The organism is Streptacidiphilus neutrinimicus, from assembly GCF_000787815.1.
Taxonomy (GTDB): domain Bacteria; phylum Actinomycetota; class Actinomycetes; order Streptomycetales; family Streptomycetaceae; genus Streptacidiphilus; species Streptacidiphilus neutrinimicus.
The window spans coordinates 8,732-35,316 of sequence record NZ_BBPO01000064.1 but is presented as its reverse complement, the minus strand read 5'-3'; the positions used below and the strand labels follow the sequence as shown (position 1 = coordinate 35,316).

The 26,585-nt window shown below is 73.6% G+C and carries 16 protein-coding genes; 6 read left to right on the top strand and 10 right to left on the bottom strand.

All coding sequences use genetic code 11. The annotated features are described in order from the left end of the window. From TR48_RS29990 to TR48_RS29975, 4 genes are all read right to left on the bottom strand, one after another. A partial coding sequence (locus TR48_RS29990; RefSeq protein ID WP_236652397.1) for a type I polyketide synthase occupies positions 1–4,017 on the bottom strand: 4,017 nt, incomplete at its 3' end. Between the two features lie 351 nt (positions 4,018–4,368). Continuing rightward, on the bottom strand, positions 4,369–5,997 hold the full coding sequence (locus tag TR48_RS29985) for a PH domain-containing protein (RefSeq protein ID WP_084729881.1): 1,629 nt from the start codon (positions 5,995–5,997) through the stop codon (positions 4,369–4,371). Further along, the gene (locus tag TR48_RS29980) at positions 5,994–6,494 is read right to left on the bottom strand and encodes a PH domain-containing protein (protein ID WP_042373206.1); all 501 of its coding nucleotides are present in this window, start codon (positions 6,492–6,494) and stop codon (positions 5,994–5,996) included. The genes TR48_RS29985 and TR48_RS29980 overlap by 4 nt, the downstream gene beginning before the upstream one ends. A 48-nt stretch (positions 6,495–6,542) precedes the next feature. Then, entirely contained in the window at positions 6,543–7,052 is a 510-nt protein-coding gene (locus tag TR48_RS29975; protein ID WP_052443168.1) for a hypothetical protein, read from the bottom strand. A gap of 192 nt (positions 7,053–7,244) precedes the next feature. Here TR48_RS29975 and TR48_RS29970 point away from each other — a divergent pair, with 192 nt between their 5' ends. Both TR48_RS29970 and TR48_RS29965 read left to right on the top strand, forming a co-directional pair. Then, complete coding sequence (locus TR48_RS29970; RefSeq protein WP_052443167.1) at positions 7,245–8,570, top strand: sensor histidine kinase; 1,326 nt, start codon at positions 7,245–7,247, stop codon at positions 8,568–8,570. Further along, the gene (locus tag TR48_RS29965) at positions 8,567–9,223 is read left to right on the top strand and encodes a response regulator (protein WP_042373204.1); all 657 of its coding nucleotides are present in this window, start codon (positions 8,567–8,569) and stop codon (positions 9,221–9,223) included. The genes TR48_RS29970 and TR48_RS29965 overlap by 4 nt, the downstream gene beginning before the upstream one ends. A gap of 53 nt (positions 9,224–9,276) precedes the next feature. Here the strand turns inward: TR48_RS29965 and TR48_RS29960 are convergent, their stop codons facing one another. The 4 genes from TR48_RS29960 to TR48_RS29945 all read right to left on the bottom strand — a co-directional run bounded on the left by TR48_RS29960 (position 9,277) and on the right by TR48_RS29945 (position 13,506). Further along, complete coding sequence (locus tag TR48_RS29960) at positions 9,277–10,713, bottom strand: class I adenylate-forming enzyme family protein (protein ID WP_042373203.1); 1,437 nt, start codon at positions 10,711–10,713, stop codon at positions 9,277–9,279. A gap of 317 nt (positions 10,714–11,030) precedes the next feature. Further along, positions 11,031–11,687: a 4'-phosphopantetheinyl transferase family protein gene (locus tag TR48_RS29955; protein ID WP_052443166.1), complete on the bottom strand. Its 657-nt coding sequence runs from the start codon at positions 11,685–11,687 to the stop codon at positions 11,031–11,033. Further along, positions 11,684–12,547: a metallophosphoesterase family protein gene (locus TR48_RS29950; protein ID WP_042373201.1), complete on the bottom strand. Its 864-nt coding sequence runs from the start codon at positions 12,545–12,547 to the stop codon at positions 11,684–11,686. The genes TR48_RS29955 and TR48_RS29950 overlap by 4 nt, the downstream gene beginning before the upstream one ends. Positions 12,548–12,582: 35 nt before the next feature. Then, the gene (locus TR48_RS29945; RefSeq protein WP_042373199.1) at positions 12,583–13,506 is read right to left on the bottom strand and encodes a hypothetical protein; all 924 of its coding nucleotides are present in this window, start codon (positions 13,504–13,506) and stop codon (positions 12,583–12,585) included. A 253-nt stretch (positions 13,507–13,759) separates the two neighbouring features. Here TR48_RS29945 and TR48_RS29940 point away from each other — a divergent pair, with 253 nt between their 5' ends. The 4 genes from TR48_RS29940 to TR48_RS29925 all read left to right on the top strand — a co-directional run bounded on the left by TR48_RS29940 (position 13,760) and on the right by TR48_RS29925 (position 20,234). Beyond that, complete coding sequence (locus TR48_RS29940; protein WP_042373197.1) at positions 13,760–14,563, top strand: carbon-nitrogen hydrolase family protein; 804 nt, start codon at positions 13,760–13,762, stop codon at positions 14,561–14,563. Between the two features lie 184 nt (positions 14,564–14,747). Then, the gene (locus tag TR48_RS29935; protein ID WP_042373217.1) at positions 14,748–16,376 is read left to right on the top strand and encodes a flavin monoamine oxidase family protein; all 1,629 of its coding nucleotides are present in this window, start codon (positions 14,748–14,750) and stop codon (positions 16,374–16,376) included. A 46-nt stretch (positions 16,377–16,422) separates the two neighbouring features. Then, positions 16,423–16,776: a helix-turn-helix domain-containing protein gene (locus tag TR48_RS46880; protein ID WP_161789939.1), complete on the top strand. Its 354-nt coding sequence runs from the start codon at positions 16,423–16,425 to the stop codon at positions 16,774–16,776. 632 nt (positions 16,777–17,408) lie between these two features. Next, on the top strand, positions 17,409–20,234 hold the full coding sequence (locus TR48_RS29925) for a helix-turn-helix transcriptional regulator (protein WP_042373195.1): 2,826 nt from the start codon (positions 17,409–17,411) through the stop codon (positions 20,232–20,234). A gap of 138 nt (positions 20,235–20,372) precedes the next feature. Here the strand turns inward: TR48_RS29925 and TR48_RS29920 are convergent, their stop codons facing one another. Together TR48_RS29920 and TR48_RS29915 are read right to left on the bottom strand one after the other, a co-directional pair. Next, positions 20,373–21,131 (bottom strand): thioesterase II family protein, encoded by a 759-nt coding sequence (locus TR48_RS29920; RefSeq protein ID WP_042373193.1) that lies wholly within the window; start codon positions 21,129–21,131, stop codon positions 20,373–20,375. 151 nt (positions 21,132–21,282) lie between these two features. Continuing rightward, positions 21,283–26,585 (bottom strand): type I polyketide synthase (locus tag TR48_RS29915; RefSeq protein ID WP_042373191.1); only part of this gene is annotated, 5,303 nt, incomplete at its 5' end.

Genomic DNA, 26,585 nt, shown 5'->3' with positions numbered 1-26,585 from the left:
GATCTCGGCCGCCGCCAGCTGCGCCAGATCGGCGAAGTCCTCGCCGGCGACACCGTCGAGCGCACCGTTCAGCGCGACCCAACGGCCCTGCTCGACACCGCCGGTCGCCACCGGCAGCGGGGCCCACTCCACCCGGAACAGCGACTCGTGGTGCGCGCCACGGGCGGCGCCGAGCTGCTCGGCGGAGATCTCACGCAGCGCCAGGGAGCGCACCGACATGACCGGTCGGCCGGTGCCGTCGGCGAGGTCGAGGGCGACCTCGCCTCCGCCCAGCGAGGTGATCCGGACCCGGAGGGTGGTCGCACCGGTGGCGTGCAGGGTGACGCCGCTCCAGGCGAACGGCAGGCCGCCGCGGAGCGCGTCGTCGCCGGTGCCGGCGCCCAGCGCGTGCAGGGCGGCGTCCAGCAAGGCGGGGTGCAGGCCGAACCGGTCCGCCTCGTCCTCCGCTGCGGCGGGCAGGGCGATCTCGGCGAGGATCTCGGCGCCGCGCAGCCAGGCGGCCCGCAGGCCCTGGAAGGCGGGCCCGTAGCCGAAGCCGGCCTCGGCCAGGTCGGTGTGGATCTGCCGGACGTCGACCGGGCGGGCGTCGGCGGGCGGCCAGGCGGCGAGGTCGAAGCCGGCCGCGGCAGCGCCCGCGGTGAGCACACCGGTGGCGTGACGGCTCCACGGCTCGTCGGCCGGAGCGCCCTCGATGCGGGAGTGCAGGCTGAGCGAGCGGCTGCCGTTCTCGTCGGCGCCGCTCACCACGATCTGCAGCTGCACGCCGCCGTGCTCGGGCAGCACCAGCGGCGCTTCGAGCGTCAGTTCCTCGACCAGGTCGCAGCCGACCTGGTCCCCGGCCCGGATCGCCAGGTCGACGAAGGCGGTGCCGGGCAGCAGCACGGCACCCTGCACGGCGTGGTCGGCCAGCCAGGGGTGGGTGTCCAGGGCGAGCCGCCCGGTGAACAGGAAGCCGTCGACGTCGGCCAGGGCCACGGCGGCGCCCAGCAACGGGTGGTCGGCGGAGTCCAGGCCGATCGCGGCGACGTCGCCGAGCGCGCTGCCGCCCTCCAGCCAGTAGCGCTCGCGCTGGAAGGCGTAGGTCGGCAGGTCCACCCGACGGGCGCCCTGGCCCGCGAAGACCCCGTCCCAGTCGAGGGCCTGGCCGCGGACGTGCGCCTCGGCCAGGGCGGTGGTGAAGGTGCGGACCTCGGGACGGCCGGCACGCAGCACCGGCAGGAACGCGACGGGCTCGGTGACGCACGCCTGGCCCATCGCCGACAGCACGCCGTCGGGGCCCAGCTCCACGACCGTGCTGACACCCTCGCGCTCCAGCACCCGCATCGCGTCCGCGAAGCGGACGGCGTCGCGCACATGCCGCACCCAGTACTCGGGGGTGCCGATCTCCTCGGCGGCCACCAGCTCGCCGGTGAGGGTGGAGACGATCGGGACGGTCGGCGCGGCGTAGGTCACCACCTGGGCGCAGCGCCGGAACTCGGCGAGCATGCCGTCCATGTGCGGGGAGTGGAACGCGTGGCTGACCGTCAGCCGCTTGCTCTTGCGGCCCTCGGCCTGCCAGTGGGCGGCGGCGGCGAGCACGGCGTCCTCGTCACCGGCGATCACGACGGCGTCGGGCCCGTTGACGGCCGCGACGGCGATCCGGCCCTCGCGGTCGGCGAGGTCGGCCAGCACCTCGGCCTCGGTGGCCTGGAGCGCCACCATCGCGCCGCCGCAGGGCAGTTCCTGCATGAGCCTGCCGCGGGCGGCGACCAGCAGCGCGGCGTCGGCCAGATTGAGGACCCCGCCGACGTGGGCGGCGGCCAGCTCGCCGATCGAGTGGCCGGCCAGGAAGTCGGGGCGCAGGCCCCAGGACTCGGCGAGGCGGAACAGCGCCACCTCGACGGCGAACAGAGCCGGCTGGGTGTAGGCGGTCCGGTGCAGCAGCTCGGCCTCGGCGGAGCCCTCGGCCGCGAACAGCACCTCGCGCAGCGGGCGCTCCAACTGGAGGTCGAGGTGACCGCAGGCCTGGTCGAGAGCCCGGGCGAAGACGGGGAACGTCTGGTACAGCTCGCGGCCCATGGCCAGGCGCTGGCTGCCCTGACCGGTGAAGACGAAGGCGGTGCGGCCGGCGCTCGGGGTGCCCTGGACGAGGCCGGGCATGCCGGTGCCGTCGGCCAGCGCGCGCAGCGCCTGTTGGAACTCCTCGCGGTCGGCGGCGACCAGCGCGGCCCGGTGCTCGAAGCTCGCGCGGGCGGTGGCCAGCGAGTGGCCCAGGTCGGCCGGGCTCTGTCCGGGGTTGGCCGCCACGTGCGCGTGCAGCCGCTCGGCCTGCTCGCGCAGGGCCTCGGGGGTTTTGGCCGAGAGCACCCACGGCAGGACGGCGGGCGTGACGGCGACCGGCTCGGCGGCCGTGTCCGACGCGGCGGCCTGCGGGGCCTGCTCGATGACGGTGTGGGCGTTGGTGCCGCTCATGCCGAAGGAGGAGACGCCGGCGCGGCGGGGGTGGCCGGTCTCGGGCCACGGCATCGGCTCGGTGAGCAGCTCGACGGCGCCCGCGCTCCAGTCGACGTGCGCGGTGGGCGCGTCGACGTGCAGGGTGCGCGGCAGCACGCCGTGCCGCATCGCCATCACCATCTTGATGACGCCGCCGATGCCTGCGGCGGCCTGGGTGTGGCCGATGTTGGACTTGAGCGAACCGAGCCGCAGCGGGCGGTCCTCGGGGCGGTCCTGGCCGTAGGTGGCGAGCAGGGCCTGGGCCTCGATCGGGTCGCCGAGGGTGGTGCCGGTGCCGTGCGCCTCGACGGCGTCGACCTCGGCGGCCGTCAGACCGGCGTCGGCCAGGGCCTGACGGATGACGCGCTGCTGCGAGGGTCCGTTGGGGGCGGTCAGACCATTGCTGGCGCCGTCCTGGTTGATCGCCGAGCCGCGCACGATCGCGAGCACGGGATGCCCGTTGCGCTGCGCGTCGCTGAGCCGCTCGACCAGCAGCATGCCGACGCCCTCGCCCCAGGCGGTGCCGTCGGCGGCGTCGGCGAACGGCTTGCAGCGGCCGTCGGGGGCCAGGCCGCGCTGGCGGCTGAAGGCGATGAACGAGCCGGGGTTGGCCATCACGGCGACGCCGCCGGCCAGCGCCACGCCGCACTCGCCGCGGCGCAGCGACTGCACGGCCAGGTGCAGCGCGACCAGCGAGGAGGAGCAGGCGGTGTCGACGGTGACCGCCGGGCCCTGGAAGCCGAAGGTGTAGGAGAGCCGGCCCGAGGCGACGCTGCCGGCGGTGCCGGTGACCAGATAGCCCTCCATGCCCTCGGCCGCCTCGTGCAGCCGCGGCCCGTAGTCCTGGGCCTCGGCGCCGATGAAGACGCCGGTGCGGGACTCGCGCAGGGTGCCCGGGTCGATGCCGGCGCGCTCGAACGCCTCCCACGCGGTCTCCAGCAGCAGTCGCTGCTGCGGGTCCATGGCCAGCGCCTCGCGCGGCGAGATGCCGAAGAAGCCGGGATCGAAGGTGTCGGCGTCGTGCAGGAAGCCGCCGGCCTGCGCGTAGCTGGTGCCGGGGTGGTCCGGATCCGGGTCGTAGAGCCCGCCGAGGTCCCAGCCGCGGCCGGCCGGGAAGGCGGAGATCGCGTCGACGCCGTCGGCGACCAGCTGCCACAACTGCTCGGGGCTGTTCGCGTCGCCGGGGAAGCGGCAGGCCATGGCGACGATCGCGATGGGTTCGTCGTCGGCGGAGCCGAGCGGCTCGGGCAGCTCGCCCGCGGCGGCCAGGCCGAGGATCTCGGCCCGCAGGTGCCGGGCCAGGGAGGCGGCGGTCGGGTGGTCGAAGACCAGGGTGACCGGCAGGCGCAGCCCGGTCGCGGCCTGGAGTCGGCTGTGCAGGTCGACGGCGGCCAGCGAGTCGAAGCCGAGCTCCAGGAACGGCCGGTCGGCCTCGACCGCGGCGGACGGACGGCCGCGCAGGGATTCCGTGGCGTGCTCCAGCACGAGGTTCAGCAGCAGGCGCTGCTGGTCGGCCTCGGAGTGACCGGTCAGCCGCTGCCGCAAAGATGACAGCGCATCCGAATTTCCGGCATCCGCACCGTCCGGCTCCGGAACAATGCCCTCGGACTGGTTCATCATCGCGCGCTCCACCACCCAGCAGACGGTATCCAAAACCGTTGGCCAGCCTGCCATTCGGCGTTGATCAGCAGGTACCCCTACGTCCCCCCAGGCACCCCTACGCAATCCTGCGCGTACCCCTGGGAATATCCGGGCGCCTCGGAACGCAATTCCACCGTAGCGGTCGCGTCATGACGCGAAAATACCTTCCGGGCGTGCACGGGAAAGTCGGAATTCCAAAATGCGTCGCCCCGGCGAACTCTGTTCGCCGGGGCCGGTCCGCTTCCCTGGGCGCGGTCAGTCCCTTTCGAGAAACGGGGTGAGCAGGTCGGGCACGGCCTGTTCGGCGAGCGAGAGCCCCTCGGCGAGGGTCACGTCGCGCACCCGGTAGGCGCCCCGACCGGCGGCGGTGGTGGCGGTGAGGGTGATCAGACCGCTGCGGCGTTGGAAAACCGAGCGGCTGACCGTCCAGCCGATCACGCCGGTGCGCTGCAGGGCCACGGTGCGACGGGCGAAGGTACCCGAGCGGGCCACCAGGTGGTCGCGCACCAGGGCGTGGCCTAGCGCCCGGTGGGCGTCGACGCCGAACCACACGGCGCAGGGCAGCAGCACGGCGGCGACCACGCCGGCGGCCGGGAGAAATCCCGGCACCCAGATGCCGGGCAGCGCCACCAGGACCGCGACGCACGCGACCACGGCCAGGCCCCGGTTGATCCGGCGACGCCGCGCGACCCTGGGATGAGCGGTCAACTCGGCGGCCACGGGCGACGGCTGACCGTCCGGGCTGAGCTCGTCGGCGACCCGCAGGGCCTCCCCGCGCGGTGCGGGCGGAACCAGGATGCCGCGGGTGCGGTTCTCCTCCGCGTTGCCCAGACCGGTGGCGACCGCGTACAGCCGGGCCCCGCCGCCCCAGCGCAGCAGCAGTGACTCGACCAGTTCGAGGCCGCGCAGCCGTCGCTCCTCGATGGAGACCGAGCGGTGCTTCCACAGGCCGCGCCGCAGCCGCAGGACGCCGCCGTCCTCGCGCTCCAGGCGGTACCCGTACCAGCCCTCGACGTACTGGCCGACGGCCACGACCGTGCCCAGGGCGGCCACGACCAGCAACAGCGCCGGCACCGCGACCCAGAGCGGCACCGCGGTGAACGCGGCGGCCAGCTGGTGCACGACGCCCAGCTTCAGCGGATCGATCTGCATCTCGTGCAGGGTGTTGTAGCAGATGCCGAGAACGGCCAGGAGTCCGCCGACACCCCAGATGGTGAGCGGGGCGTAGCGCAGCCAGGACCAGGAGAGTTCCGCGACGGGAGCCGGGACGGGCGGTGCGGCGGGATCGAGGGCCTCGTCCGGGTCGGCGGCCGCCGCCCCGCGGGCGAGACGCGCGGCCCGGCCGTTCAGCAGTTCCTGCTGCAGTGCGTGCGCCCGGGCGAGGGTGACGCCTTCCAGCGAGAGGCTGCGGGCCGCGGAGGCGCCGTGGACGGCGGCGCCCACGTTCACCGTGGCCAGGCCGAACAGGCGGTGCAGCGGACGCGCGGTGACGTCGGCGCTGCGGATCCGCTCCAGCGGGACGGAGCGGCGGCTGCGGAAGAGCAGGCCCGAGCGTAGTTCCAGCCGAGTATCGGTGATCCGGTAGCCGGTGGTGAGGACGCGGGTCAGGTTGATGCCGGCGACGATCAGGAAGGCCACGGTGAACGAGGCGATCGTGAGCAGGGCCTGCAGGTTGAGCTTGCCGCCGGTGCCGATCAACGTGCCGATCCCGGAGACGACGGGGGCGACCAGCCAGGTCAGGTGAACCGGTATCAGGCGCAGACTCAGCCGGTGCCAGGCGGTCTCGTCGGCCGCGGCCGCATCGGGCTCGGCGCCCGCAGTCACCTCGTCGGTCGCCTCATCGGGCGCCTCGTCGGTCGCCTCGCGGGTCACGTCGCCCGTCATGTCGCGTCCCCGGTGGTGGCCTGGGTGGCATCGGTCAGGTGCTCGACGACCTCGGCGGCGCGGCTGCGGTCGAGGCCCCGGATGATCAGGGCGCCGGACGCGGAGGCCGTGGTGACCTTGATGCCGCTGAGGCCGAAGAGCTGCTCCAGCGGACCGCGCACGGTGTCCACGGTCTGGATCCGCGACAGCGGCGCCACCCGCCAGTGCTGCCACAGCCAGCCGGAGCTGGTGTAGACGGCGTGGTCGGTGGTCTCCCAGCGGTGCACCCGGTAGCGCCACAGCGGCATGACGGTCAGGTAGGCGAGCGCGAACAGCGCGATCACGAGGAAGACCGGGCCGAAGACGAACCGGGCCGGCGGGACGATCAGATAGAGAACGCCCGTCACCAGGGCGGTGGGCACCGGGATCAGCGCGGCGCGCACCATCCACCAGGCGATGGCACGGCGCTCCACCCGGTGGTGGGGCGGCCGCAGGCGGGGTCCGTCGGGCTGGGGCACGGTGTCGATTCCTCTCGCTTTGCTTGGGCAGCCGTGTGACCGTCGGGGTTACGCGACCGCGACGCGCAGCCGGCGGCGGCGGTTCATCACCACGACGGTCCGCGCCAGCACGGTGGCCAGCGCCATCAGCACGAGGGAGTTGGAGAAGACCTCGGGCCCGCTGATCCGGTACTTGACGGAGAAGGTGATGATCGCGGCGGTGTACCAGTGCTCGATCCCGTAGACGAAGAGCACCCGGGCGCCCGACATGGCGAGCCAGAAGAGCCCGTAGAGCACACCGGCCCGAGTGTAGACCTGCCCGGAGGCGTCCTTCTCGGCGGGCATCATGGCGCCGGCCGCCAGGCCGAGGATGGTGCCCAGGCCGATGCCGACCAGTTGCAGGGAGAGGTCGTTGCCGTCCAGCTGGGGCGAGTGGAAGAAGAGCACCATGACCACCGCGACCGCGATCAGCGGCCGGATCAGCCGCAGCGCGTTGACCTTACGACGGCCGAGGTCGCCGGCGAGGATCACCAGCAGCACCGTCCCGCTGACCACGAGCGTGATCATGAAGTCACTCATCGTCCGTACTCCAGAAGTCCCGTTCACCGTGCTTTTCCCGCACTGTCGTCCAGGCTAGGAACGGGCGGGGGGACGCGGAACGACCGGCCGGTTGAACCGGCTGTCCACCGATCGACGTACACCGGGAGCGGGTCGCGCCGACCCTGCCCTGGCGTGGTGTGCGGCCGTCCGGGCGTGGTAGGACTGGTCAGCGTGCACGCAAGCGTCGCCCCTGACCAGCCCGCCGACCAGTCCGTGGTCCGGCCCGACGACCAGCCGCCGACCGGGGAGCCGCGCCGCGCGCCGGACGGCACGAGCCGCCACCAGGCGCCGGTGCGCCGCTGGTTCGGGCTCTGGGACGCCTACTTCGGACTCTCCTACCTGGTCACCACCGGGCTGCTGCTCACCTCCGGCGACGCGCCGGGGCGGGTGGCGGGGGCGGTGGCCGCGCTGACCCTGGCCGTCCCCTGGTACGCGGGATTCGGTCGGCCGCTGCTGCTGAACGGCGGCGGCAGGCGAACGCGGGCACGGTGGTTCGCCGCCGGACTGGGCGTCCTCTTCGGCTCCGCGACCCTGCTCGACGTGGCCTCCTCGTTCGCGCTGTTCGCGATCTGTCCGATGCTGCTGATGAGCCTGCCCTCGGGGCCGGGCATCGCGGTGGTGCTGCTGGCCAACCTGGTGCCGCCGATCCTGCTCTGGGTCACCAGCGGCGAGTTCGGCCAGGCCGTGCTGGGCGTGCTGCCGCTCACTCTGCTCGGCATCGCGCTCGCCGTACTGGTCGGCCTGTGGATCACCCGGGTCGCCGAGCAGAGCCGCGAACGCGCCCTGCTGATCGAGGAGCTGGAGGCGAGCCGGGTGCAGGTGGCCCGCCTCTCCCGGCAGGCCGGCGTCGCCGCCGAGCGCGAGCGGCTGGCCCGCGAGATCCACGACACCGTGGCCCAGGGGCTGACCAGTCTGATCGCGCTGATCGAGACGGTCGACTCCGAGCTCGCCGACGATCCCGAGCTGGCTCGCCGGCATCTGGCGTTGGCCGCCCGGGTGGCCGCCGACAACCTGACCGAGACCCGTGGCTTCGTCGCCGCGCTGACCCCGGTGTCGCTGCGCGGGAACTCGCTCGGCGAGGCCGTGCGCCGCCAGGGCGAGGGGCTGGCGGCGGAGACCGGGCTGACGGTGGACTACGCCGCGCAGGGCACCGAGTTCCCGCTGCCGACCGCGGTGAGCGTGGTGCTGCTGCGCGCCGCGCAGGAGGCGCTCGCGAACGTCCGCAAGCACGCCCGTGCCCAGCGGGTCTCGCTGCGTGTCGAGTTCGGCGACACGGCGGTGCGACTGCGGGTCGAGGACGACGGCTGCGGCTTGGCAGAGCCGTCCCCCGGTCCGGACGGGCGGCTGTCCGGGTACGGGCTGCGCGGCATGCGGGCCAGGGTCGGCGAGGTCGGCGGGACCGTCGCGGTGACCGGCGCGCCGGGCTGCGGCACGGTGGTGGAGGTCCTCGTCCCGCTCGCCACCGCGACGGCGGAGAACGCGGAGGAGTCCCGATGAGCGCGGAGCAACCGGCCCCCGCCGAGCAGCCGATCACGGTCCTGATCGTCGACGACCACCCGGTGGTCCGCGAGGGTCTGTGCGCGATGCTGGAGGCCGCCCCGGGCCTGCGGGTGGCGGGGACGGCCGGCAGCGGCGAGGAGGCCGTGGTGCGCGCGGCGGCGCTCGACCCCGACGTGATCCTGATGGACCTGCGGATGGGCGAGACGGACGGGGCCACCGCCACCGCCCGGATCCTGCACCACTCGCGCCGTCCCAGGGTGGTGGTGCTCACCACTTACGAGGACGACGCCGACATCCTGCGCGCGGTCGAGTCGGGCGCGGCCGGGTACCTGCTCAAGGGCACCTCGCGGGCGGACCTGATCGACGCGGTCCGGGCGGCCGCGCGCGGCGAGACGGTGCTCTCCCCCGCCGTGGCCGGACGACTCTTCCGGGCCCGCTCCCAGGAGCAGCAGCAGACGCCGCTGTCGGGGCGCGAGTGCGAGGTGCTGCGCCTGGTCGGCCGGGGCCTGACCAACGCCGACATCGGCCGCGAACTGCACATCGGCGAGGCGACGGTGAAAACCCACCTGCTGCGGGTGTTCAAGAAGCTCTCGGTCTCCGACCGGACGGCGGCGGTGCTGGCCGCGATCGAACGCGGCCTGCTGGACTGACCGGCCCGGGCGCTCGGGCCGGTCTGCCTGCGGCGTTCTGCCCGAACACCTCGTCAGGCGGCGTCCTCGCGCTCTCCCGTGCCGACCGCGGCCTCGGCGAGCTCGGTCATCCGGCGCTTGTCCGGCTTGCCGTTGCGGTTGAGCGGGAACTGCTCCACCACGATCACCCGGTTGGGCTGCTCGTAGGGGGGCAGCACCTCGGCCAGGACCTCGCGCCAGTGCGCGGACTCCCGCTGGTGCTCGTCCTCCACGAAGAAGACCAGGCTGCTGCCGCGGCGCTCGTCGGGCAGGGCGACCACCCGGGTCGAACAGCCGCCCGCGGCGGCCTTGCGCTCGACGATCTCGGGGTAGAGCGTGTAGCCGTTGCGGTGCACGGCGAACTTGCGGCCCAGCACGAAGAGATTGCCGGCGGCGTCGACATGGCCGAGGTCGCCGGTGCGGAAGACGCTCTGGTCCACCGGCTCGACGCCGCCGTCCTGGGTGAGGTAGCCGACCATCACGTCCGGGGTCTCGATCAGCAGCTCGCCCACCTCGCCGGCCGGCACCTCGCGGTCCTCGTCGTCCACCACGCGCACCCGCAGCCCGTCCATGACCTGTCCGCAGGCCACGGCGTTGTCGGAGGTCGCGAAGGCCACGTTGCCGGCCTCGGTGCTGCCGTAGCTGTCCAGCAGCGGCAGGCCGAAGCGCTCGACGTAGCTGTCCACCAGCGACTGGTCCAGCGGCGCGGCGCCGCTGCAGAACATCCGGACCGAGTCGAGCGCGCCGCCCAGCACCGGCTTCTGCCGGATGATGCCGAGCATGCTGCGGTAGGTGGCCGGGGTCGCGTCCAGGACGGTCGCGCCCGAGTGCCCGGCCATCCGCAGGGCCCGGTCGGGGCGCTTGTAGGGGGCGATCACCAGGGACCCCTGGACGATCCAGGCGATCAGGACCATCGACAGGCCGTACTGGTGCGAGAAGGGCAGCAGCGGCAGCAGCACGTCGTCCGAGCAGTGGCCCATGTGGCGGGCGTTGCGCTCGAGGTTGCGCAGCATCCGGCCGCCGTTCTTGACGATGCCCTTGGGCTCGCCGGTGGACCCCGAGGACCACATGATCAGCGCGTCGTCCAGGTCGGACCAGGCGCCGAAGTCGAGCCGGCGGTCCGTCACCTCCAGGTCGGGGGCGGCGGCCAGCAGTTCGTAGAGGTGGACCGGCTCGGGCTCGTCCGGCACGGGGGCGTCGTCGTCCACCAGGACAAGCTTGGTGCCGGCCCGGCGGATGATGGAGGCGGTCGCCTCCTGCTTCTCCTGCTGGTCGACCAGGACCACCGAGGCGCCCAGGTGCATCAGGGCGAACAAGACCGAGACGTAGCTGATCGAGTTGCCGGCCTTGAGCAGTACCCGGTCACCGAGCCCGACCCCCCGCTCTCGCAGGACCTGGGCGATACGAAGGGTGTCCTGCTCGAACTCGGCGAGTGTCACTACGGAGGTTTCCGCGAGGATCTTGGCCGGCATCGGCTCCACTCATCCTTCTCGTACTCGACGGCCACCGCCGGCGCTTCGCACCCGGAAGGCCGGGGAGCGCGCGGAGGGGTTCGGGGCGGGCTGAGCCCGTACGTACCGGAGAGTATCCAGGCCCCCGCAGGGGACAGAACCCCTATCCGACCCCACCCGCCCCGACCGGTCCGACGGTATGAAAGATCGTCAACTCCGAAGCTCAAGACGGGCTCAGGCGTGGCCGAACGGCATCCCGGCAGCCCGAAGCGGCCCCCCGGCTGCGGCCGGCCCGGCTGCGGCGGGCAGGGCCGCCGGGTGGGCCGGCCGGGGGCCGGTCAGCCCCGCGGCACCGTGATCGCGGTGGCCACCAGGCCGTCCGCGGCGATCCAGCGGCCCTCGAAGCCCGCTATCCGGCGGCCTTCGGCGAACGGGCCGGGGACCAGCAGCCGGGCGGCGAAGGTGCCGTCCGGGTCGAGCCTGAGGGTGGCCTCGGTGAAGTCCAGCATCTTCCTGGCCAGCGGAAACCACGCCTTGTAGACGCTCTCCTTCGCGCTGAACAGCAGCCGGTCGGCGTGCACGGTCGGATCCGCGCGCCGCAGCGCGGCCAGCATCGCCAGTTCCTCAGGCAGCGCGACGGCCTCCAGGACGCCTTCCGGCAGGGGCTCGTCGACCTCGGCGTCGATACCGAGGGTCAGCACCGCGTCGGCCCGGGCCAGAGCGGCGGCGCGGTAGCCCGCGCAGTGGGTCATGCTGCCCACCACGCCCGCGGGCCACACGGGTTCGCCCCTGGGGCCGGGCACCAGCGGGACCGGGGCCAGGCCCAGCGCGGCCAGCGCGCGCCGGGCGCAGGCCCGGACCGCACGGAACTCCTGCTGCCGGCGCGGGACCGAGTGGGCGATGTGCTCGACCTCGGCGGGGAACAGGTCGAGCGGCTCGTCCAGGGCACGGCTCTCGTCCACCGTGACGGTTTCGGGGAGGATCTTCTCGATCAACGCTTCGCCGCCTCGGGGAAGATCTGACGCAGTCCGGTCGGCACGGCCTCGCCCCGACGGCGCCACTCGCGCGGGTAGCCCACCGAGACCTCCTCGAAGCGCACGCCGTCGTAGTGGGTGACGCGGGGGATGTGCAGGTGGCCGTAGACCACCGCCGCCACGTTGAAGCGCGTGTGCCAGTCGGCGGTCGCGGTGGTGCCGCACCACTGGGCGAACTCGGGGTAGTACAGGACGTCGGTGGGCTGCCGGACCAGCGGGTAGTGGTTGACCAGCACAGTGGGGACGACCGGGTCCAGCGCGGCCAGCCGCTCCTCGGTCGCGGCCACACGGGCCCGGCACCAGGCCTCGCGGCTCGGATAGGGGTCGGGGTGGAGCAGGTACTCGTCGGCGCAGACCACGCCCGTGTCGTGCGCGCGGGCCAGCGCCTGCTCCTTGGTGGCGGCGCCCGGCGGCCGGAAGGTGTAGTCGTAGCCGACGAACAGCGGGGCGATCCGCAGCGGGCCGTCGGGGCCGGGCCACACGGGGTAGGGGTCCTCGGGGCTGTGCACGCCCAGGCGGCGGCAGACCTCGACCAGACGCTGGTAGCGCTCGACCCCGCGCAGCTGGACCGGGTCGGAGGGGTGGGTCCACAGCTCGTGGTTGCCCGGCGCCCAGACGACCTCGGCGAAGCGCTCGCGGAGCAGGCCGAGCGTCCACTCGACGTCGGCGACCAACTCGCCGATGTCACCGGCGACGATCAGCCAGTCCGCGGGGCTCTTCGGCCGCAGCCCGCGGACGATGTCGCGGTTCTCCTCGTAGCTGATGTGCAGGTCGCTGGTGGCGAGCAGAGCGCCGCCCGGTGCGGTGGTACCGGCAGTCAAAGGGTCGTGCCTTTCGGTCGAACGGTCCCGCCGACTCAGCCCCTGGGCCGCAGGGCGGACTCCGGCGCGACGGTGGTGGTCGCGAAGTTCTCGACGGTGCACTTGAGCCGGCGCAGCAGGCGGTCCCGGCCGACGACGCTGATGCGCCGCACGCCCTGGGCCGCCAGGGTGTCCACGACGCCGGGCCACCGCATCGGGCGGGTGAACCCGCCGAGGATCCACTCGCGGGCCTGCTCGGCGGAGTTCACCAGCGAGCCGTCCTGGTCGGAGACGATCGGCAGGCGCGGGTCGCGCAGCTGATAGCCGCTCAGCACCTCGCGGTCGACCCGCTCGCGCAGCTCGCCGAAGATGCCCGCGTGCGCCGGCGGGCGCATGGTGTAGAGCGAGTAGCCGCCCGTCTCACCGATCCGCCGCTTGAAGTCGTCCAGCACCCGCTCGCTGAACGAGACCATGAACATGTCCCGGTCGAGGTAGGAGGAGATCTCGAACCACTCGCCCGCGTCAGCCAGTTCGGCCAGCAGGGTGTCCAGCGTCTCGGCCGTGACCTTGACGAAGGAGTGGGTGACGATGTCGGTGTGCCGCTCGGCGAAGTAGTCGCGCTCGCAGCGGGCGGTCTCGGCGACCAGGCGCACGGCCTCCTCGAAGGGCAGCACGCCCGCGTGGGCCGCGGCCGCCATCTTGCCGAAGCTGACCCCGGCGCAGTGGGTCTCGCCGGACAGTCCGCTCCACTCGACCAGGGCGAGCGACGCCACGAACGAGGTGACCTGGGCGACCTCGGCGTAGTCGTCCTCGCTCGCGCGCAGCTCGTCGAAGACGCGATAGCCGAGCACCTCGTCGGCGACCCCGAACAGCCTCCTGGCGGTCGCGTTGACCACCAGGAAGCGGCCGAAGTCGGCGAATCGCGAGGGGCCCATGGCGGGGAAGACGACAGCGTCGCCGCCCGGCTCACCGATCGTCATGTCAACCCGTTCTGTCGGTCGTCGGCGTCCGTTCGAGCCTAGCCGCGACGCCGCCGGACGCCACCCCTGTCCCCTCCCCTACCGACCCCTGAGCAGGCCCTCCGACGTGCTCCGGGGCTGCCGCAACTGGCAGGCGCTAGGGGGATGTTAGGGGTTGCCCGGGGAAGGGCGGGATCCATAGCTTCGGTCCGGTAAGTGCGACGCTCCGGATGATTCCGCAGCTCCTGGTCACCGGATCCCGAGGAAGCCCGCGATGAGAATTGCTTGCTGGCAGGCCGCGTGCGACTCGCCGAGCGTGCCGCGGCTGCTCGCGCGACTGCGGGAGGCGGCCGGTCAGGCCGCCGGGGCCGGCGCGCAGCTGCTGATCGCCCCCGAGATGACCGTGGGCGGCTACCCGCTGCGGGCGGGCGCGCTGGCCGAGGCGGCGGAGCCCCTGGACGGGACGCACGGCGCCGAGGTGGCGCGGATCGCGCGGGAGTTCGGCATCGCCGTGGCCTACGGCTGGCCGGAGGACGACGGGTCGGCGGTCTACAACGCGGTCCGGCTGGTCTCCGCCGAGGGCGACACGCTGGCCTCCTACCGCAAGGCGCACCTGTTCGGCGAGGTGGACCGGTCCCGGTTCACGCCGGGCGACCAGGGTGTGGTGCGGGTGCGGCTGGGCGACCTGACGGTGGGCCTGCTGGTCTGCTACGACGTCGAGTTCCCCGAGTCGGTGCGTGCGCACGCCCTGTCGGGCACCCAACTGCTCCTGGTGCCGACCGCGCTGATGCGCCCCTGGGACGTGGTCGCCCGCACGCTGGTGCCCGCCCGTGCCTTCGAGAGCCAGCTCTACATCGCCTACACCAACTGGATCGGCGAGCGTGGCGGCCTGGACTTCTGCGGACTGACCACGGTTGCGGCCCCGGACGGCACCCGGCTGACGCTGGAGGAGCCCGTCGAGGGCCTGCTGCTGGCCGACATCGACCCGGCCGTGGTGGCGAAGGCCCGCGCCGACACTCCCTACCTCCATGACCGGCGCCCCGAGCTCTACCAGGATCTGCCCGGCCCCCTGGGCTGACCCTCACGAGCCGGGCCCCGAAAGGTGTCCCCAGATGTCCCTGAGTGCCAGTGAGCACCGAGCCGGTGGCTATCCGGCGGCGCTCGACGCACGCGTGGTGCGCGAGGCGCGCGTGCGCGAGGCGTACGAACCCGAAGCGCACGCGCGCGACGCGCACGAACGCGACGCGACCGCGCCGCTGACCATGTTCGGCCCTGACTTCCCGTTCGCCTACGACGACTGGCTGCGTCACCCGGCCGGGCTCGGCTCGGTCCCAGCGCAGCGGCACGGCACACCGGTGGCCGTGGTGGGCGGCGGCATGGCGGGCCTGGTCGCGGGCTACGAACTGCTCCGCCTCGGACTGCGCCCGGTGCTCTACGAGGCCGGGGAGCTGGGCGGCCGGATGCGGGCCGTGCCCTTCGACGCCGACCCGGACTGCGCCGCGGAGCTGGGGGCGATGCGCTTCCCGGTCTCGGCCACCACGCTGTTCCACTACGTGGAGAGGCTGGGCCTGCGGACCCGGCCGTTCCCCAACCCGCTCGCCGCCGGCACCCCGAGCACCCTGGTGCACCTGGGCGGCGAGCGGCACTACGCGCGGGTCATCGAGGATCTTCCGTCGGTCTACCAGGAGGTGGCCGACGCCTGGGAGAAGACCCTGCGCGACCAGGCCGAGCTGGCGGTGATGGAGGACTCGGTCCGCCGTCGGGACACCGCGCTGCTCAAGGCGGTCTGGAACCGGATGGTGCGGACCCTGGACGACCAGTCGTTCTACGGGTTCCTCGCCGCCTCGCCGTACTTCCGGTCGTTCCGGCACCGCGAGCTGTTCGGCCAGGTCGGCTTCGGGACCGGTGGCTGGGACACCGACTTCCCCAACTCGATCCTGGAGGTGCTGCGGGTGGTGTTCACCGGCGCCGACCAGGAGCAGGTGAGCATCGTCGGCGGCACGGGCCGACTGGTCCAGGGCCTGTGGACGCTGGCCGCCGGTCCCGCGCCGCACTGGCCGTCCGACACCTCGCTGGCGTCGCTGCACGACGGCAGCCCGCGGCCCGCCGTCACGGCGCTGCGCCGGGTGGCCGGCGGCGTGCTGGTCGAGGACGCCGAGGGCGGCCAGGAGACGTACCCGGCCGTGGTCTTCACCCCGCACGTGTGGACCTTGCTGAACCGGATCGAGTGCGACCGCTCGCTGCTCTCCACCCCGCACTGGTCGGCCGTCGAGCGGACCCACTACATGGGCTCCTCCAAGCTGTTCGTGCTGACCGACCGGCCGTTCTGGCTGGACCGGGACCCGGTCACCGGCCGTGACGCGATGAGCATGACGCTCAGCGACCGGATGCCGCGCGGGGTCTACCTGTTCGACGACGGGCCGGACCGCCCCGGGGTGATCTGTCTCTCCTACACCTGGAACGACGACTCGCTGAAGGTCGCCACGCTCGACGACGAGCAGCGCCTCGAGGTCCTGCTCGCCCAACTCCGCGAGATCTACCCCGAGGTGGAGCTGCGCCGGCACATCGTCGGCGCGCCGATCTCGGTGACCTGGGAGAACGAGCCGCACTTCATGGGCGCCTTCAAGGCGAACCTGCCCGGTCAGTACCGCTACCAGCGGCGGCTGTTCACCCACTTCGTCCAGGACGCCTTCCCGCCCGAGCAGCAGGGGCTCTTCCTGGCCGGCGACGACGTGTCGTGGACGGCGGGGTTCGCCGAGGGCGCGGTCACCACGGCGCTCAACGCGGTCTGGGGAGTGGTGCGCCACCTCGGGGGCGCCGCTCATCCGGCCAACCCGGGTCCGGGCGACGTCTTCGAGCAGATCGCGCCGATCCTCCTGCCAGAGGAGTGAGCCGCCGTACGGGGGGATCCGGGGGGCGGCGGCCATGACGCAACTGGTGAGTTCGACCCAGACCGCGTGGGTCGAGATCCTGACCGGCCTGGATCCGGACGAGTTCGAGGAACTGCTGCGGACGCTGCAGCCGTACGCGGAGGCGGACACGCCGCGGGTGGGACGCCGCTGGACGCTCTCGCTGGCGGACCGGGTCCTGCTGGTCTCGCTCTACCGGCGCGCCAACCTGACGGTGCGCGAGGCCGGAACGCTGTTCGGGATCTCCAAGTCGGCCGCCGACCGGATCGTCGGACACCTCGAACCGCTGCTCCACATGCCGCCGCCGCGCTACCGCCGCTCCCGGCTGACCGTGCGGCTGGAGCCTGCCGACAGCGCGGCTCCTAATGACCACAGACAATGACCGCGTGTCAATCCGCTTGCTGGTGGAAATGTATTACCGATCGGAGGGCCGGTCGGGTCCGATTGGGGGGAATCCCAGGACCCGACCGGCCTTCGTCGTATCGAGTCGCAGAACTACGGGACAACCGTCTTCCGTTGTTTTTCCAATGTGCACGGAACCGCTATCCAAAATGATGAAGTTTTAACAGTCAATCACTCTTCGCGCCGACGCGATAACGGGGCATCGACCATGGCCGCGACCACTCGGGAACGTCATATTCCGCTTGCGTCACGCGGCGCCCGCACCCCGGCACTATCGGGTCATCCACGTTAATTTCTGATCAGTTCTTTACGTGTGGCGTCGTGTAAGGGTCCCCAACAGTGTTATGTTCAGGACAGTTGTCCCGTAACTCGGCGAGTCCCTACCAATCGACCCGCCGATACACGGGATCCAGGCCGCCGTGCCTCCGCGGGGGCGGCCGAACTTTTCACCGGGGGAACAGTGTTACCAGCACGGAGCACGGTCGGCACCTGCCCTTTCGGTAGCCGCCGTAGAGTGTCCCGTCCCCGAAGCAGGCCCCGCTGCACAGTGTCCGTCCACGACGTGACACCACCCGGGTCGGAATCAGGGAACACGAAGCAAGGAGCATTTACATGACGGGCCGACACAGCCTCATCGAACGCGCCGAGGAACTGCTCGCCCTCACCAGAATCACCACGGCCGCAGTCCAGGGCGCAGGCTCGGTCGGCCTGATCGTCGGCCCCGTGGCCAGCGGCAAGTCCCTGCTGCTCAGCGCGGTGTGCGAGCACGCAAGCAGCGCCGGCGCCACCGTGCTGCGGGCCACCGGCGCGCAGGCCGAACAGCGCACGCCGCTCAGCATCGTCGTCCAACTGCTCCAGCAGGCCCCGCTCAACGTCGAGCGCGGCGGCCAGGCGCAGCGTCTGCTGGAGGCGGCCACCCGCGCCGCACGGCGGCACGAGGCGAACTCCGACCAGGAGGCCGACCCCTACCCGCTGCCGGGCGACCTGGTCCAGGCGCTCTGCGCGGTGTTCTTCGAGCTCTCAGACTCCGTTCCCCTGCTGATCTGCGTCGACGACGCGCACTACGCCGACGCGCACTCGCTGCAGTGGCTGCTCTTCCTGATCCGCCGGCTGGGGACTGCCCGGGTCGCCGTCGTCCTCACCGAGCGCACCGCCCGTCAGCACCCGCAGCCCGCCTTCCACGCCGAGTTGCTGCGCCAGCCGCACTGCCGCCGGATCATGCTCGGGCCGCTCACCCACGAAGGCGTGGTCGAGCTGCTCGGCACCCGGCTCGACGACCAGCGCGCCGAGCAACTGGCGGGCCGGGTCGACGCCCTGACGGGCGGCAACCCGCTGCTGGTGCACAGCCTGCTGGAGGACCTGCGCTCCAGCACCCGGCTGCCCTCCGAACGGCATCCGGCCGGGCTGGGCGGCGGCTTCGCCTTCTCCCAGGCCGTGGTGAGCTGCCTGCACCGCAGTGAGCCGGCCGCGCTCGCCGTCGCCCGCGGCGTCGCCGTCTTCGGCGACCACGTCACCGACCACCTGCTCGGCCAACTGCTCGGCCTCTTCCCCGGCGTGGTCAAGGGCGTCATCGACGGCCTGGACTCGGCCGGCCTGCTGGAGCACGGCCGGTTCCGGCACCCCGCGGTGCGCACCGCGGTCCTGCACGACACCGACGCCGCCGAGCTCGGCCGCATGCACGCGCAGGCCGCCCACCTGCTCTACGCCCAGGGCGCGCCGGAACGGGCCATCGCCGAGCAACTGCTGGCCTCCGACCAGCCCGGCGAAGCATGGAGCACCCGGGTGCTGTGCGACGTCGCCCGGCAGGCGCTCTTCGACGGCGACGCGGACCTGGCCCGGCGCTGCGTCGAGCACGCCCACCGCGGCTGCTCCGACGCCCGCCGACGCGGCGAGGTGCTGACTCTCATGGCGGGCGTGGAGTGGCAGCTCCAGCCCGGCAACGCCACCCGCCTCCTGCCCATGCTCTCCGCCGCCCTGTACGCCGGCGAGTTGGGCGACCGGCACTCGGTGGTGGTGGTCAAGTACCTGCTGCGGCACGGCCGGATCACCGAAGCCACCACCGTCCTCAACCACCTGATGGCGCAGGACCGCGCGGTGGACGGACGCACCACGGCCGAGATCCAGACCGTCAGGTTGCAGCTGTCCAGCTCCTACCCGGGCGTGCTGAGCGAGCTGCCGCCGTTCGAGTCGTGCCGGCCCACCAAGGACCGTGCCCCCGCGGCGGTGCGCGCAAACCCGCAGCTCCAGGCCGCCACCGCCCTCGACGAGGTGCTGAGCGGCCGGGCCGACGAGAACACCTTCCTGGGCGCAGAACAGGTGCTGCGCAGCATCGGCCTGACCTACCGGCACTGGGAGCAGGTCGAGTTCGCCCTGCTGGCGCTGATCTACGGCGACCAGTTGGAGCGAGCCGCGCACTGCTGCGAGCACCTGCTCGGCCGGCTCGGGCGCGCCACCGAAGGATGGCGGCCGCCGCTGCTGGCTCTGCGCAGCCAGATCGCCGTGCGCCAGGGGCACCTGGTCGACGCGGAGCGGTACGCCAAGAGCGCGCTGGAGCTGATGCCCTGGCAGGGCTGGGGTGTGAACATCGGCCTGCCGATGGCGACCCTGCTGATGGCGCAGACCCTGATGGGCCGTTACGAGGACGCCGCCCAGCTGCTCAGCCGCCCGGTGCCGCAGGCCATCTACCAGACCCGCTTCGGCCTGCACTACCTGCACGCCCGCGGCGAGTACCGGTTGGCGACCAACCACCCGCACGCCGCCCTGGACGACTTCCTGATCTGCGGCGAGATGGCGCAGGACTGGGACCTCGACCTGCCCAGTGTGGTGTCCTGGCGCGGCGCGGCGGCCCGGGTGCACCTGCAGATGGGCAACCACCAGCAGGCCAAGGCGCTGATCGAGGAGCAGTTCAAGCGGCTCCAGCCGGGCCCCTCGCGCTCGCGCGGCGTCACCGTGCGCCTGGGCGCGGCCGTCGCCGAGCTCAAGTTCCGGCCCGGCCTGCTGCGCCAGGCGGTGGACGAGCTGCAGCGCTGCGACTCGCGGGTCGAACTGGCCCTGGCGCTGGCCGACCTGGGCTACGCGCACCAGAGCCTGGGCGACCACAAGCGCTCCCGGATCATGATGAGCCGGGCCTGGCAGCTGGCCAAGGAGCACTCCGCCGATCCGGTCCAGCGCGGTCTGTCCAGCATGTTCTCGGACCTGCGCGAGGAGGAGGCGCCGACGGCCGCCGCACCCGACGCGGGCGGGCTGAGCGACGCGGAGCGTCGGGTCGCCTCCCTGGCGGCGCTCGGACACACCAACCGGGAGATAGCCCGCGAGCTGTTCATCACCGTCAGCACGGTCGAGCAGCACCTGACCCGGGTCTACCGCAAGCTCAAGGTGACCCGGCGCTCGGACCTGCCGAGCGAGCTCTGCCTCGCGAACGGCACGGCGGCCTCCTGACCGGAGCCCCGTGCGCCCCTGCCCCGACGGCCCGGAGCGGTCGGCCGCGTGCCGACCGCTCCGGGCCGCGCGGCGTGCCGTGCCGGGCCGCCCGCACGGCACCGAGCACCGCACGGAGCGCCGCTCGCAGGGCGCCGCTCAGCCGGCCAGCGCGCCGAGCCGGTCGCTGATCTCGCCCAGCACCGCCTTCTGCTGGGTGGCCAGGTAGAAGTGGCCGCCCGGGAAGACCCGCAGCGAGAACTCGCCGTTGGTCTCCTCCGCCCACGCCTTGGCCTCGTCCACGGTGGACTTGGGGTCGTCGTCGCCGATCAGCACCACGACCGGGCTGCTCAGCGGGCCGCCCGCCGGGCGCTCGTAGGTCTCGATCGCCCGGTAGTCGTTGCGGATCGCTGGCAGGATCATCCGCAGGATCTCCTCGTCCCCCAGCAGCGCGGTGTTGGTGCCGCTGAGCGACTTGAGCTCGTTCACCAGCCCGTCGTCGTCGCGCTGGTGGACGGACTCGGTGCGGTGGGTGGCCGGGCCGCGACGGCCGGAGGCGAAGAGCATCGCCGCGGGGCGTCCCTCGGCCTCCATCCGGCGGGCCAGCTCGAAGCCCAGGATCGCGCCCATGCTGTGGCCGAACAGGGCCAAGGGCTTGTCGTCCAGCGGGCCGAGCGCCCGGAAGACCTGGTCGGCCAGCTCGGCGACGGTGCCGATGCTCGGCTCGGAGCGGCGGTCCTGACGGCCCGGGTACTGCACCGCGAGCACCTCGATGCCCGGGGACAGCGCGGCCGAGACCGGGAAGTAGAAGCTCGCCGATCCACCCGCGTGAGGCAGGCACAGCAGCCGGACCTTCGCGTCCGGGGCCGGGTGGAATCGACGGATCCACAGGTCGTGCTCGGCGCTGGTGATGGTCATCGGGTGTCTCTCGTCTCTCTCGTCGTGCTTGGCGGTCCGTGTGCGTGGAGCCGCCCCGGCCCGTCGGGGGCTGGGCCGGGGCGGCCGCATCGGCGCCGGGCGGGACGGGGGACCCGCCCGGCGCGGTTCGTGGCGTCGGTGGCGTGAGGCGTCAGCCCACCGAGCGCAGCCACTGGTCGATCAGCTCTGCGGTGGCGGCGGCGTGCTCCTCCATCACGGTGAAGTGGTCGCCCGGGGCGTCCACCGCGGTGTGCGGCAGCGGCCAGGAGGCCTCCGCCGACGCCGCCTCGGCGCCGGGCGCGGAGAGCGCCTCTGCGGCCTTGACCAGCAGGGTCGGCGCGTTGATCGCGGCGGGCCGCCAGCCGGCGAACAGCCTCAGGTAGCCGCCCATCGCGGTGAGCCTGGTGTCGTCCATCGGGACGTAGCCGCCCTCGCGGGCGAGCATCGCGCCGGTCAGCGCGGGCAGCACGGCCGCGGCGGCGCCCAGGGCGCCCGACTCGCCGCCGTCGGCCACCGCCTCACCCGGCGCGCCCTCCTCGCCCGTACCGACGGCCTCACTGCCCTCGGCGAAGGCGTAGGTGTCCACCAGGACGACGCCCTCCGGCCGGGCGCCCAGCTCCTCCAGCCGGCCCGCCACGGCCTGCGCCAGCAGGCCGCCGGTGGAGTGGCCGAGCAGGACGAACGGGGCTCCCCCGGCGGCCCGCAGGACGGCCTGCGCGCCCACGTCGAGCATCGCCTGCGCCGTCTCGGGCAGCGCCTCGTCCTCCGCGAAGCCCGGCAGGGGCATCGCCAGGACGCTGCGTCGGCCGCGGAAGGCCGCCGCGATCCGGGCGTACTGGTGCGGGCCGGAGATCGCCAGCAGCGAGGGCAGACACACCAGGACGGGCTGCTCGGGTCCCTCCGCCAGGCGCAGCGGCTCCGGGATCGGCGCGGTCGCCGTGTCCGTCCCGAACACCGGACGGAAGCGCGAGGCGGCGAAGAGCAGGGCCATGAACTCCTGGCTGCGCCCGCTCTCGGCGGCGGTGCGCAGCATCGCCGCGATGGTGCCGAGCGGCCGGCTCTCCGGGACCGTTCCCGTGGCGGCCGGGCTGTCCGCCGACGCCAGCTGCTCGCGCAGCCGTACGGCCAGCTGGCGCGGCGTGGGGTGGTCGAAGAGCAGCGTCGCCGGCAGTCGCAGACCTGTGGCCAGGGCCAGTCGGTTGCGCAGCTCCACCGAGGTCAGCGAGTCGAAGCCGAGCTCCAGAAAGCCCCGTTCGGTGTCCACCGACTCCGCGCCCGGGTGGCCGAGCGCGGCGGCGGCATGGGCGCGCACCAGGTCGAGCAGCACGGCCTCCCGCTCCCCCTCGGTCCGCCCGGCGAGCCGCTGGGCCAGGGCGCCGGCCGACTCCTGCTCACCGGCCGCCGACCGGCGCACCGGCACCCGCACCAGGCCGCGCAGGAGCGCGGGCAGCTGCCCGGTCGCGGCGGCGTGGGCGCGCAGCCCGGCCAGGTTGAGCTTGACCGGCACCAGCACGGTCTCGTCCAGAGCCCCGGCGGCGTCGAAGAGGGCCAGGCCCTCCGCGTCGGAGAGCGGCGCCACGCCGCCGCGGGCCATCCGCTGGAGGTCCGCCTCGGTCAGGTCGCCGGTCATGCCGCCGCTCCCCGCCCACAGGCCCCAGGCCAGCGAGGTCGCGGGCAGGCCGTGGGCGCGCCGGTGCTCGGCGAGCGCGTCCAGGAAGGCGTTGCCGGCCGCGTAGTTGGCCTGACCGGGGCCGCCGAGGACGCCGGAGGCCGAAGAGAACAGCACGAAGGCGTCGAGCTGCTGTTCCATGGTCAGCTCGTGCAGCAGCCACGCCGCGTCGACCTTGGGACGCAGCACCCGGTCCACCCGTTCGGGGGTGAGCGAGACCACGGCCCCGTCGTCGAGCACACCGGCCGCGTGCACCACGGCGGTCAGCGGATGCTCGGCCGGCACGGCGGCGAGCAGCGCGGCCATCGCCGTCCGGTCGGCCGCGTCGCAGGCGGCGAACCGCACCTCGGCGCCGAGCTCGGCCAGTTCATGCCTCAACTCGGCCGCGCCGTCCGCGCTCTCGCCGCGCCGGGAGACCAGCAGCAGGTGTCGGACACCGTGTTCGGCGACCAGATGGGCGGCCAGCAGGCGGCCCAGCGAGCCGCTGGCGCCGGTGAGCAGCACCGTGCCGGCCGGGTTCCAGGCGGCCGGGCCGGACGCCGACTGCTCCGGCAGGGCGACCCGGGCCAGCCGGGGGGCGAGGATCCGCCCCTCGCGGAGGGCGAGTTGGGGCTCATCGAGGACCAGTGCCGCGAGCAGCGCCCGGGCGGCGTCCTCGTGCTCGTCCAGGTCGACCAGGACGAAGCGGTCCGGGTTCTCGGTCTGCGCGGAGCGGACCAGGCCCCAGACGGCGGCCGACGGGAGGTCGGTCACGTCCTCCCCCGGTCGGGTGGCCACCGCGCCGCGGGTGACCAGCACCAGTCGTGCCTCGGCCGCCCACTCCTGCGCGAGCCACTGCTTGACCAGGTCCAGCGCACGGTGCGCCGCCTGGTGCGCCGCCCGGGCGACGTCGACGCCCGCGTCGACAAGCTGCGGGCAAGGGGCCAGGACGGTCCGCGGCATCGGCGCGCCCGCGGCGACGGCCGCCGCGAGCGCGGCCGGGTCGGCGTACACGGCCGCACCGCCGTAGGTCTCGTCACGGTCCGTACCGAGCACCGCCCAGTCCGGGCCTGCCGCGACGGACTCGGCGGGCGCCGCAAGGGCCACCCACTCCCGGCCGAACAGCGCGTCCCCCACGCCGCCACCGGCGCCGAGCTGCTCGGGCGAGACCGGACGCAGCGCGAGCGAGTCGACGGCCGCCACGGCCGCGCCGGTGACGTCGGACAGCTCCAGCGCGATCCCGCTCTCCCCCACCGGCCGGACGCGCGCCCGCAGTTCGGTCGCCCCGGTGGTGTACAGGCGCACCCCGCTCCAGGCGAACGGCAGCCGTCCGCCTCCGGAGTCCGGGAGGATCCCGCCGAGTGCGAGGGTGTGCAGGGCGGAGTCCAGCAGGGCCGGGTGCAGGCCGAAGGCCATGGCCTGCGCCCGGTGGTCCTCGGGCAGTGCCAGCTCGGCGAAGAGCTCGCCGTCGCGCCGCCAGGCGGCCCGCACGACCCGGAAGGCCGGGCCGTAGTCGAAGCCGAGCGCGGCGAAGCCGTCGTAGAGGCCGTCCACGGAGACGGGCTCGGCGCCGGCCGGCGGCCACTCGGCCGTCGTGAAGGCCGAGACGGGCAGGCCGGCGGCCAGTTCGCCGGTGGCGTGCCGGGTCCACGGCAGGTCGAGCGGAGCGTCCTCCGGCCGCGAGTGCAGGCTGAACCGGCAGCGTCCGGACGGGTCCGGCGCGCCCACGGTCACTTGCACGCGCACCCCGCCGTGCTCGGGCAGCACCAGCGGCGCCTCCAGGGTCAGCTCCTCCAACCGGTCGCAGCCGGCCTGGTCGCCGGCCCGGATCGCGAGCTCCACGAAGGCCGTGCCGGGCAGCAGGACCGCGCCCATGACGGCGTGGTCGGCCAACCAGGGATGGGTGTCCAGCGCGAGTCGGCCGGTGAAGACGTGGCCGTCGGCGTCCGCCAGGGAGAGGCAGGCGCCCAGCAGCGGGTGGTTCGCCTCGCCCAACCCGGCCGAGGACACGTCGCCGAACACTCCGGCGTACGGCTTGGGCCAGTAGCGCTCACGCTGGAAGGCGTAGGTGGGCAGGTCGACGCGCCGGGTGTCGGCGCCCGCGAGCACCGCCTCCCAGTCGAGCCTGACGCCGCGCACGTGCAGCTGGGCGAGCGCGGTGGTGAAGGTCTCGGCCTCGTCGCGGTCGCGCCGCAGCACGGGGGCGAAGAGCGCCTCCTCGGCCACGCAGTCCTGGCCGAGGGCGCTGAGGGTGCCGTCCGGGCCCAGCTCCAGGAAGGTGCGGACGCCTTCGGCCTCCAGCGCCTCGATCGCGTCGGCGAAGCGGACGGCCTCACGGACGTGGCGCACCCAGTACCCGGGCGTGGCCAGGTCGGCCGTCCGGTCCAGGGTGGAGACGATCGGGATCCGCGGGGGGAGGTACTCCAGCGACTCCGCGACGGTCCGGAACTCCTCCAGCATCGGGTTCATCAGCGGCGAGTGGAACGCGTGGCTGACCGTCAGGCGCCTGGTCCTGCGGCCCTCCGCGGCCAGCTTCTCGGCCACCTCCAGCACGGCCTGCTCGGCGCCGGAGATCACCACGGCCAGCGGACCGTTGACGGCCGCGATGCCCACCTCGTCCTGACGGCCCTCGAGCAGCGGCAGCACCTCGTCCTCGGACGCCTGCACCGCCACCATCGCGCCACCGGACGGCAGCGCCTGCATCAGCCGGCCGCGCGCCGCCACCAGCCTCGCCGCGTCGCCCAGCGAGAACACCCCCGCGACGTGCGCGGCGGCCAGCTCGCCGACCGAGTGGCCGGACAGGAGGCCCGGCTTCACGCCCCAGGACTCGACCAGGCGGAAGAGCGCCACCTGGAGGGCGAAGAGCGCGGGCTGGGTGTGCGCGGTCTCGTCGATCCGCTCGCCGGTGAAGACGATCTCCTTCAGCGAGCGGTCCAGGTGCCGGTCCAGCTCCGCGCAGACCGCGTCGAAGGCCTCGGCGAACACCGGGAACGCCTCGTACAGCCCCGCGCCCATCCCGGCACGCTGAGCGCCCTGGCCGCTGAACAGGAAAGCGGTGCGGCCCGCCCGGCCGGTCTGCCCGGCCACCACCCCGGGTTCCGCCGTGCCGGAACGGACCAGCGCACGGAGCGCGTCGGTCAGCTGCTCGCGGTCCACGCCGATCAGCGCGGCCCGGTGCTCGAAGGCGCTTCGGGAGGTCGCGAGCGCGTGGGCGACCTCGACCGGGCCCGCCCCGGGCTCGGCGTCCAGCCAGGCCAGCAGCCGCTCGGCCTGAGCGCGCAGGGCCGGCTCGGAGCGCGCCGACAGCACCCACGGCACCACCGTCCCGGAGACCGCGGGCTCGGGAGCGGCCGGCTCCGCGGCCTCGGGCGCCTGCTCGATGATCACGTGCGCGTTGGTGCCGCTGAACCCGAACGAGGACACGCCCGCCCTGCGCGGCTCACCGGTCTGCGGCCAGTCCTGCTGCTCAATCAGCAGCTCGACGGCGCCGGCCTCCCAGTCCACGTGCGGGGTCCGCTCGCCGACGTGCAGGGTTCGCGGCAGCACTCCGTGGCGCATCGCCATGACCATTTTCATGATTCCGGCAGCGCCCGCCGCCGCCTGGGTGTGGCCCAGGTTCGACTTGATCGAGCCCAGCCACAGCGGCCGCTCGGCGGTGTGCTCCCGCCCGTAGGTGGCCAGCAGCGCCTGCGCCTCGATCGGGTCGCCCAGCGGCGTCCCGGTCCCGTGAGCCTCGACCACGTCGACCTGGCCGGCCGTCAGTCCGGCGTTGGCCAGCGCCTGCTGGATCACGCGCTGCTGGGCGG

What these genes read in the sequence shown, in the direction of transcription:
- TR48_RS29985 (WP_084729881.1), bottom strand. Translation starts at nt 5,997, where the DNA reads ATGACGGGCGACGTGACCCGCGAGGCGACCGACGAGGCGCCCGATGAG.
- TR48_RS29975 (WP_052443168.1), bottom strand. Translation starts at nt 7,052, where the DNA reads ATGAGTGACTTCATGATCACGCTCGTGGTCAGCGGGACGGTGCTGCTG.
- TR48_RS29965 (WP_042373204.1), top strand. Translation starts at nt 8,567, where the DNA reads ATGAGCGCGGAGCAACCGGCCCCCGCCGAGCAGCCGATCACGGTCCTG.
- TR48_RS29960 (WP_042373203.1), bottom strand. Translation starts at nt 10,713, where the DNA reads ATGCCGGCCAAGATCCTCGCGGAAACCTCCGTAGTGACACTCGCCGAG.
- TR48_RS29945 (WP_042373199.1), bottom strand. Translation starts at nt 13,506, where the DNA reads ATGACGATCGGTGAGCCGGGCGGCGACGCTGTCGTCTTCCCCGCCATG.
- TR48_RS29940 (WP_042373197.1), top strand. Translation starts at nt 13,760, where the DNA reads ATGAGAATTGCTTGCTGGCAGGCCGCGTGCGACTCGCCGAGCGTGCCG.
- TR48_RS29935 (WP_042373217.1), top strand. Translation starts at nt 14,748, where the DNA reads ATGTTCGGCCCTGACTTCCCGTTCGCCTACGACGACTGGCTGCGTCAC.
- TR48_RS29925 (WP_042373195.1), top strand. Translation starts at nt 17,409, where the DNA reads ATGACGGGCCGACACAGCCTCATCGAACGCGCCGAGGAACTGCTCGCC.
- TR48_RS29920 (WP_042373193.1), bottom strand. Translation starts at nt 21,131, where the DNA reads ATGACCATCACCAGCGCCGAGCACGACCTGTGGATCCGTCGATTCCAC.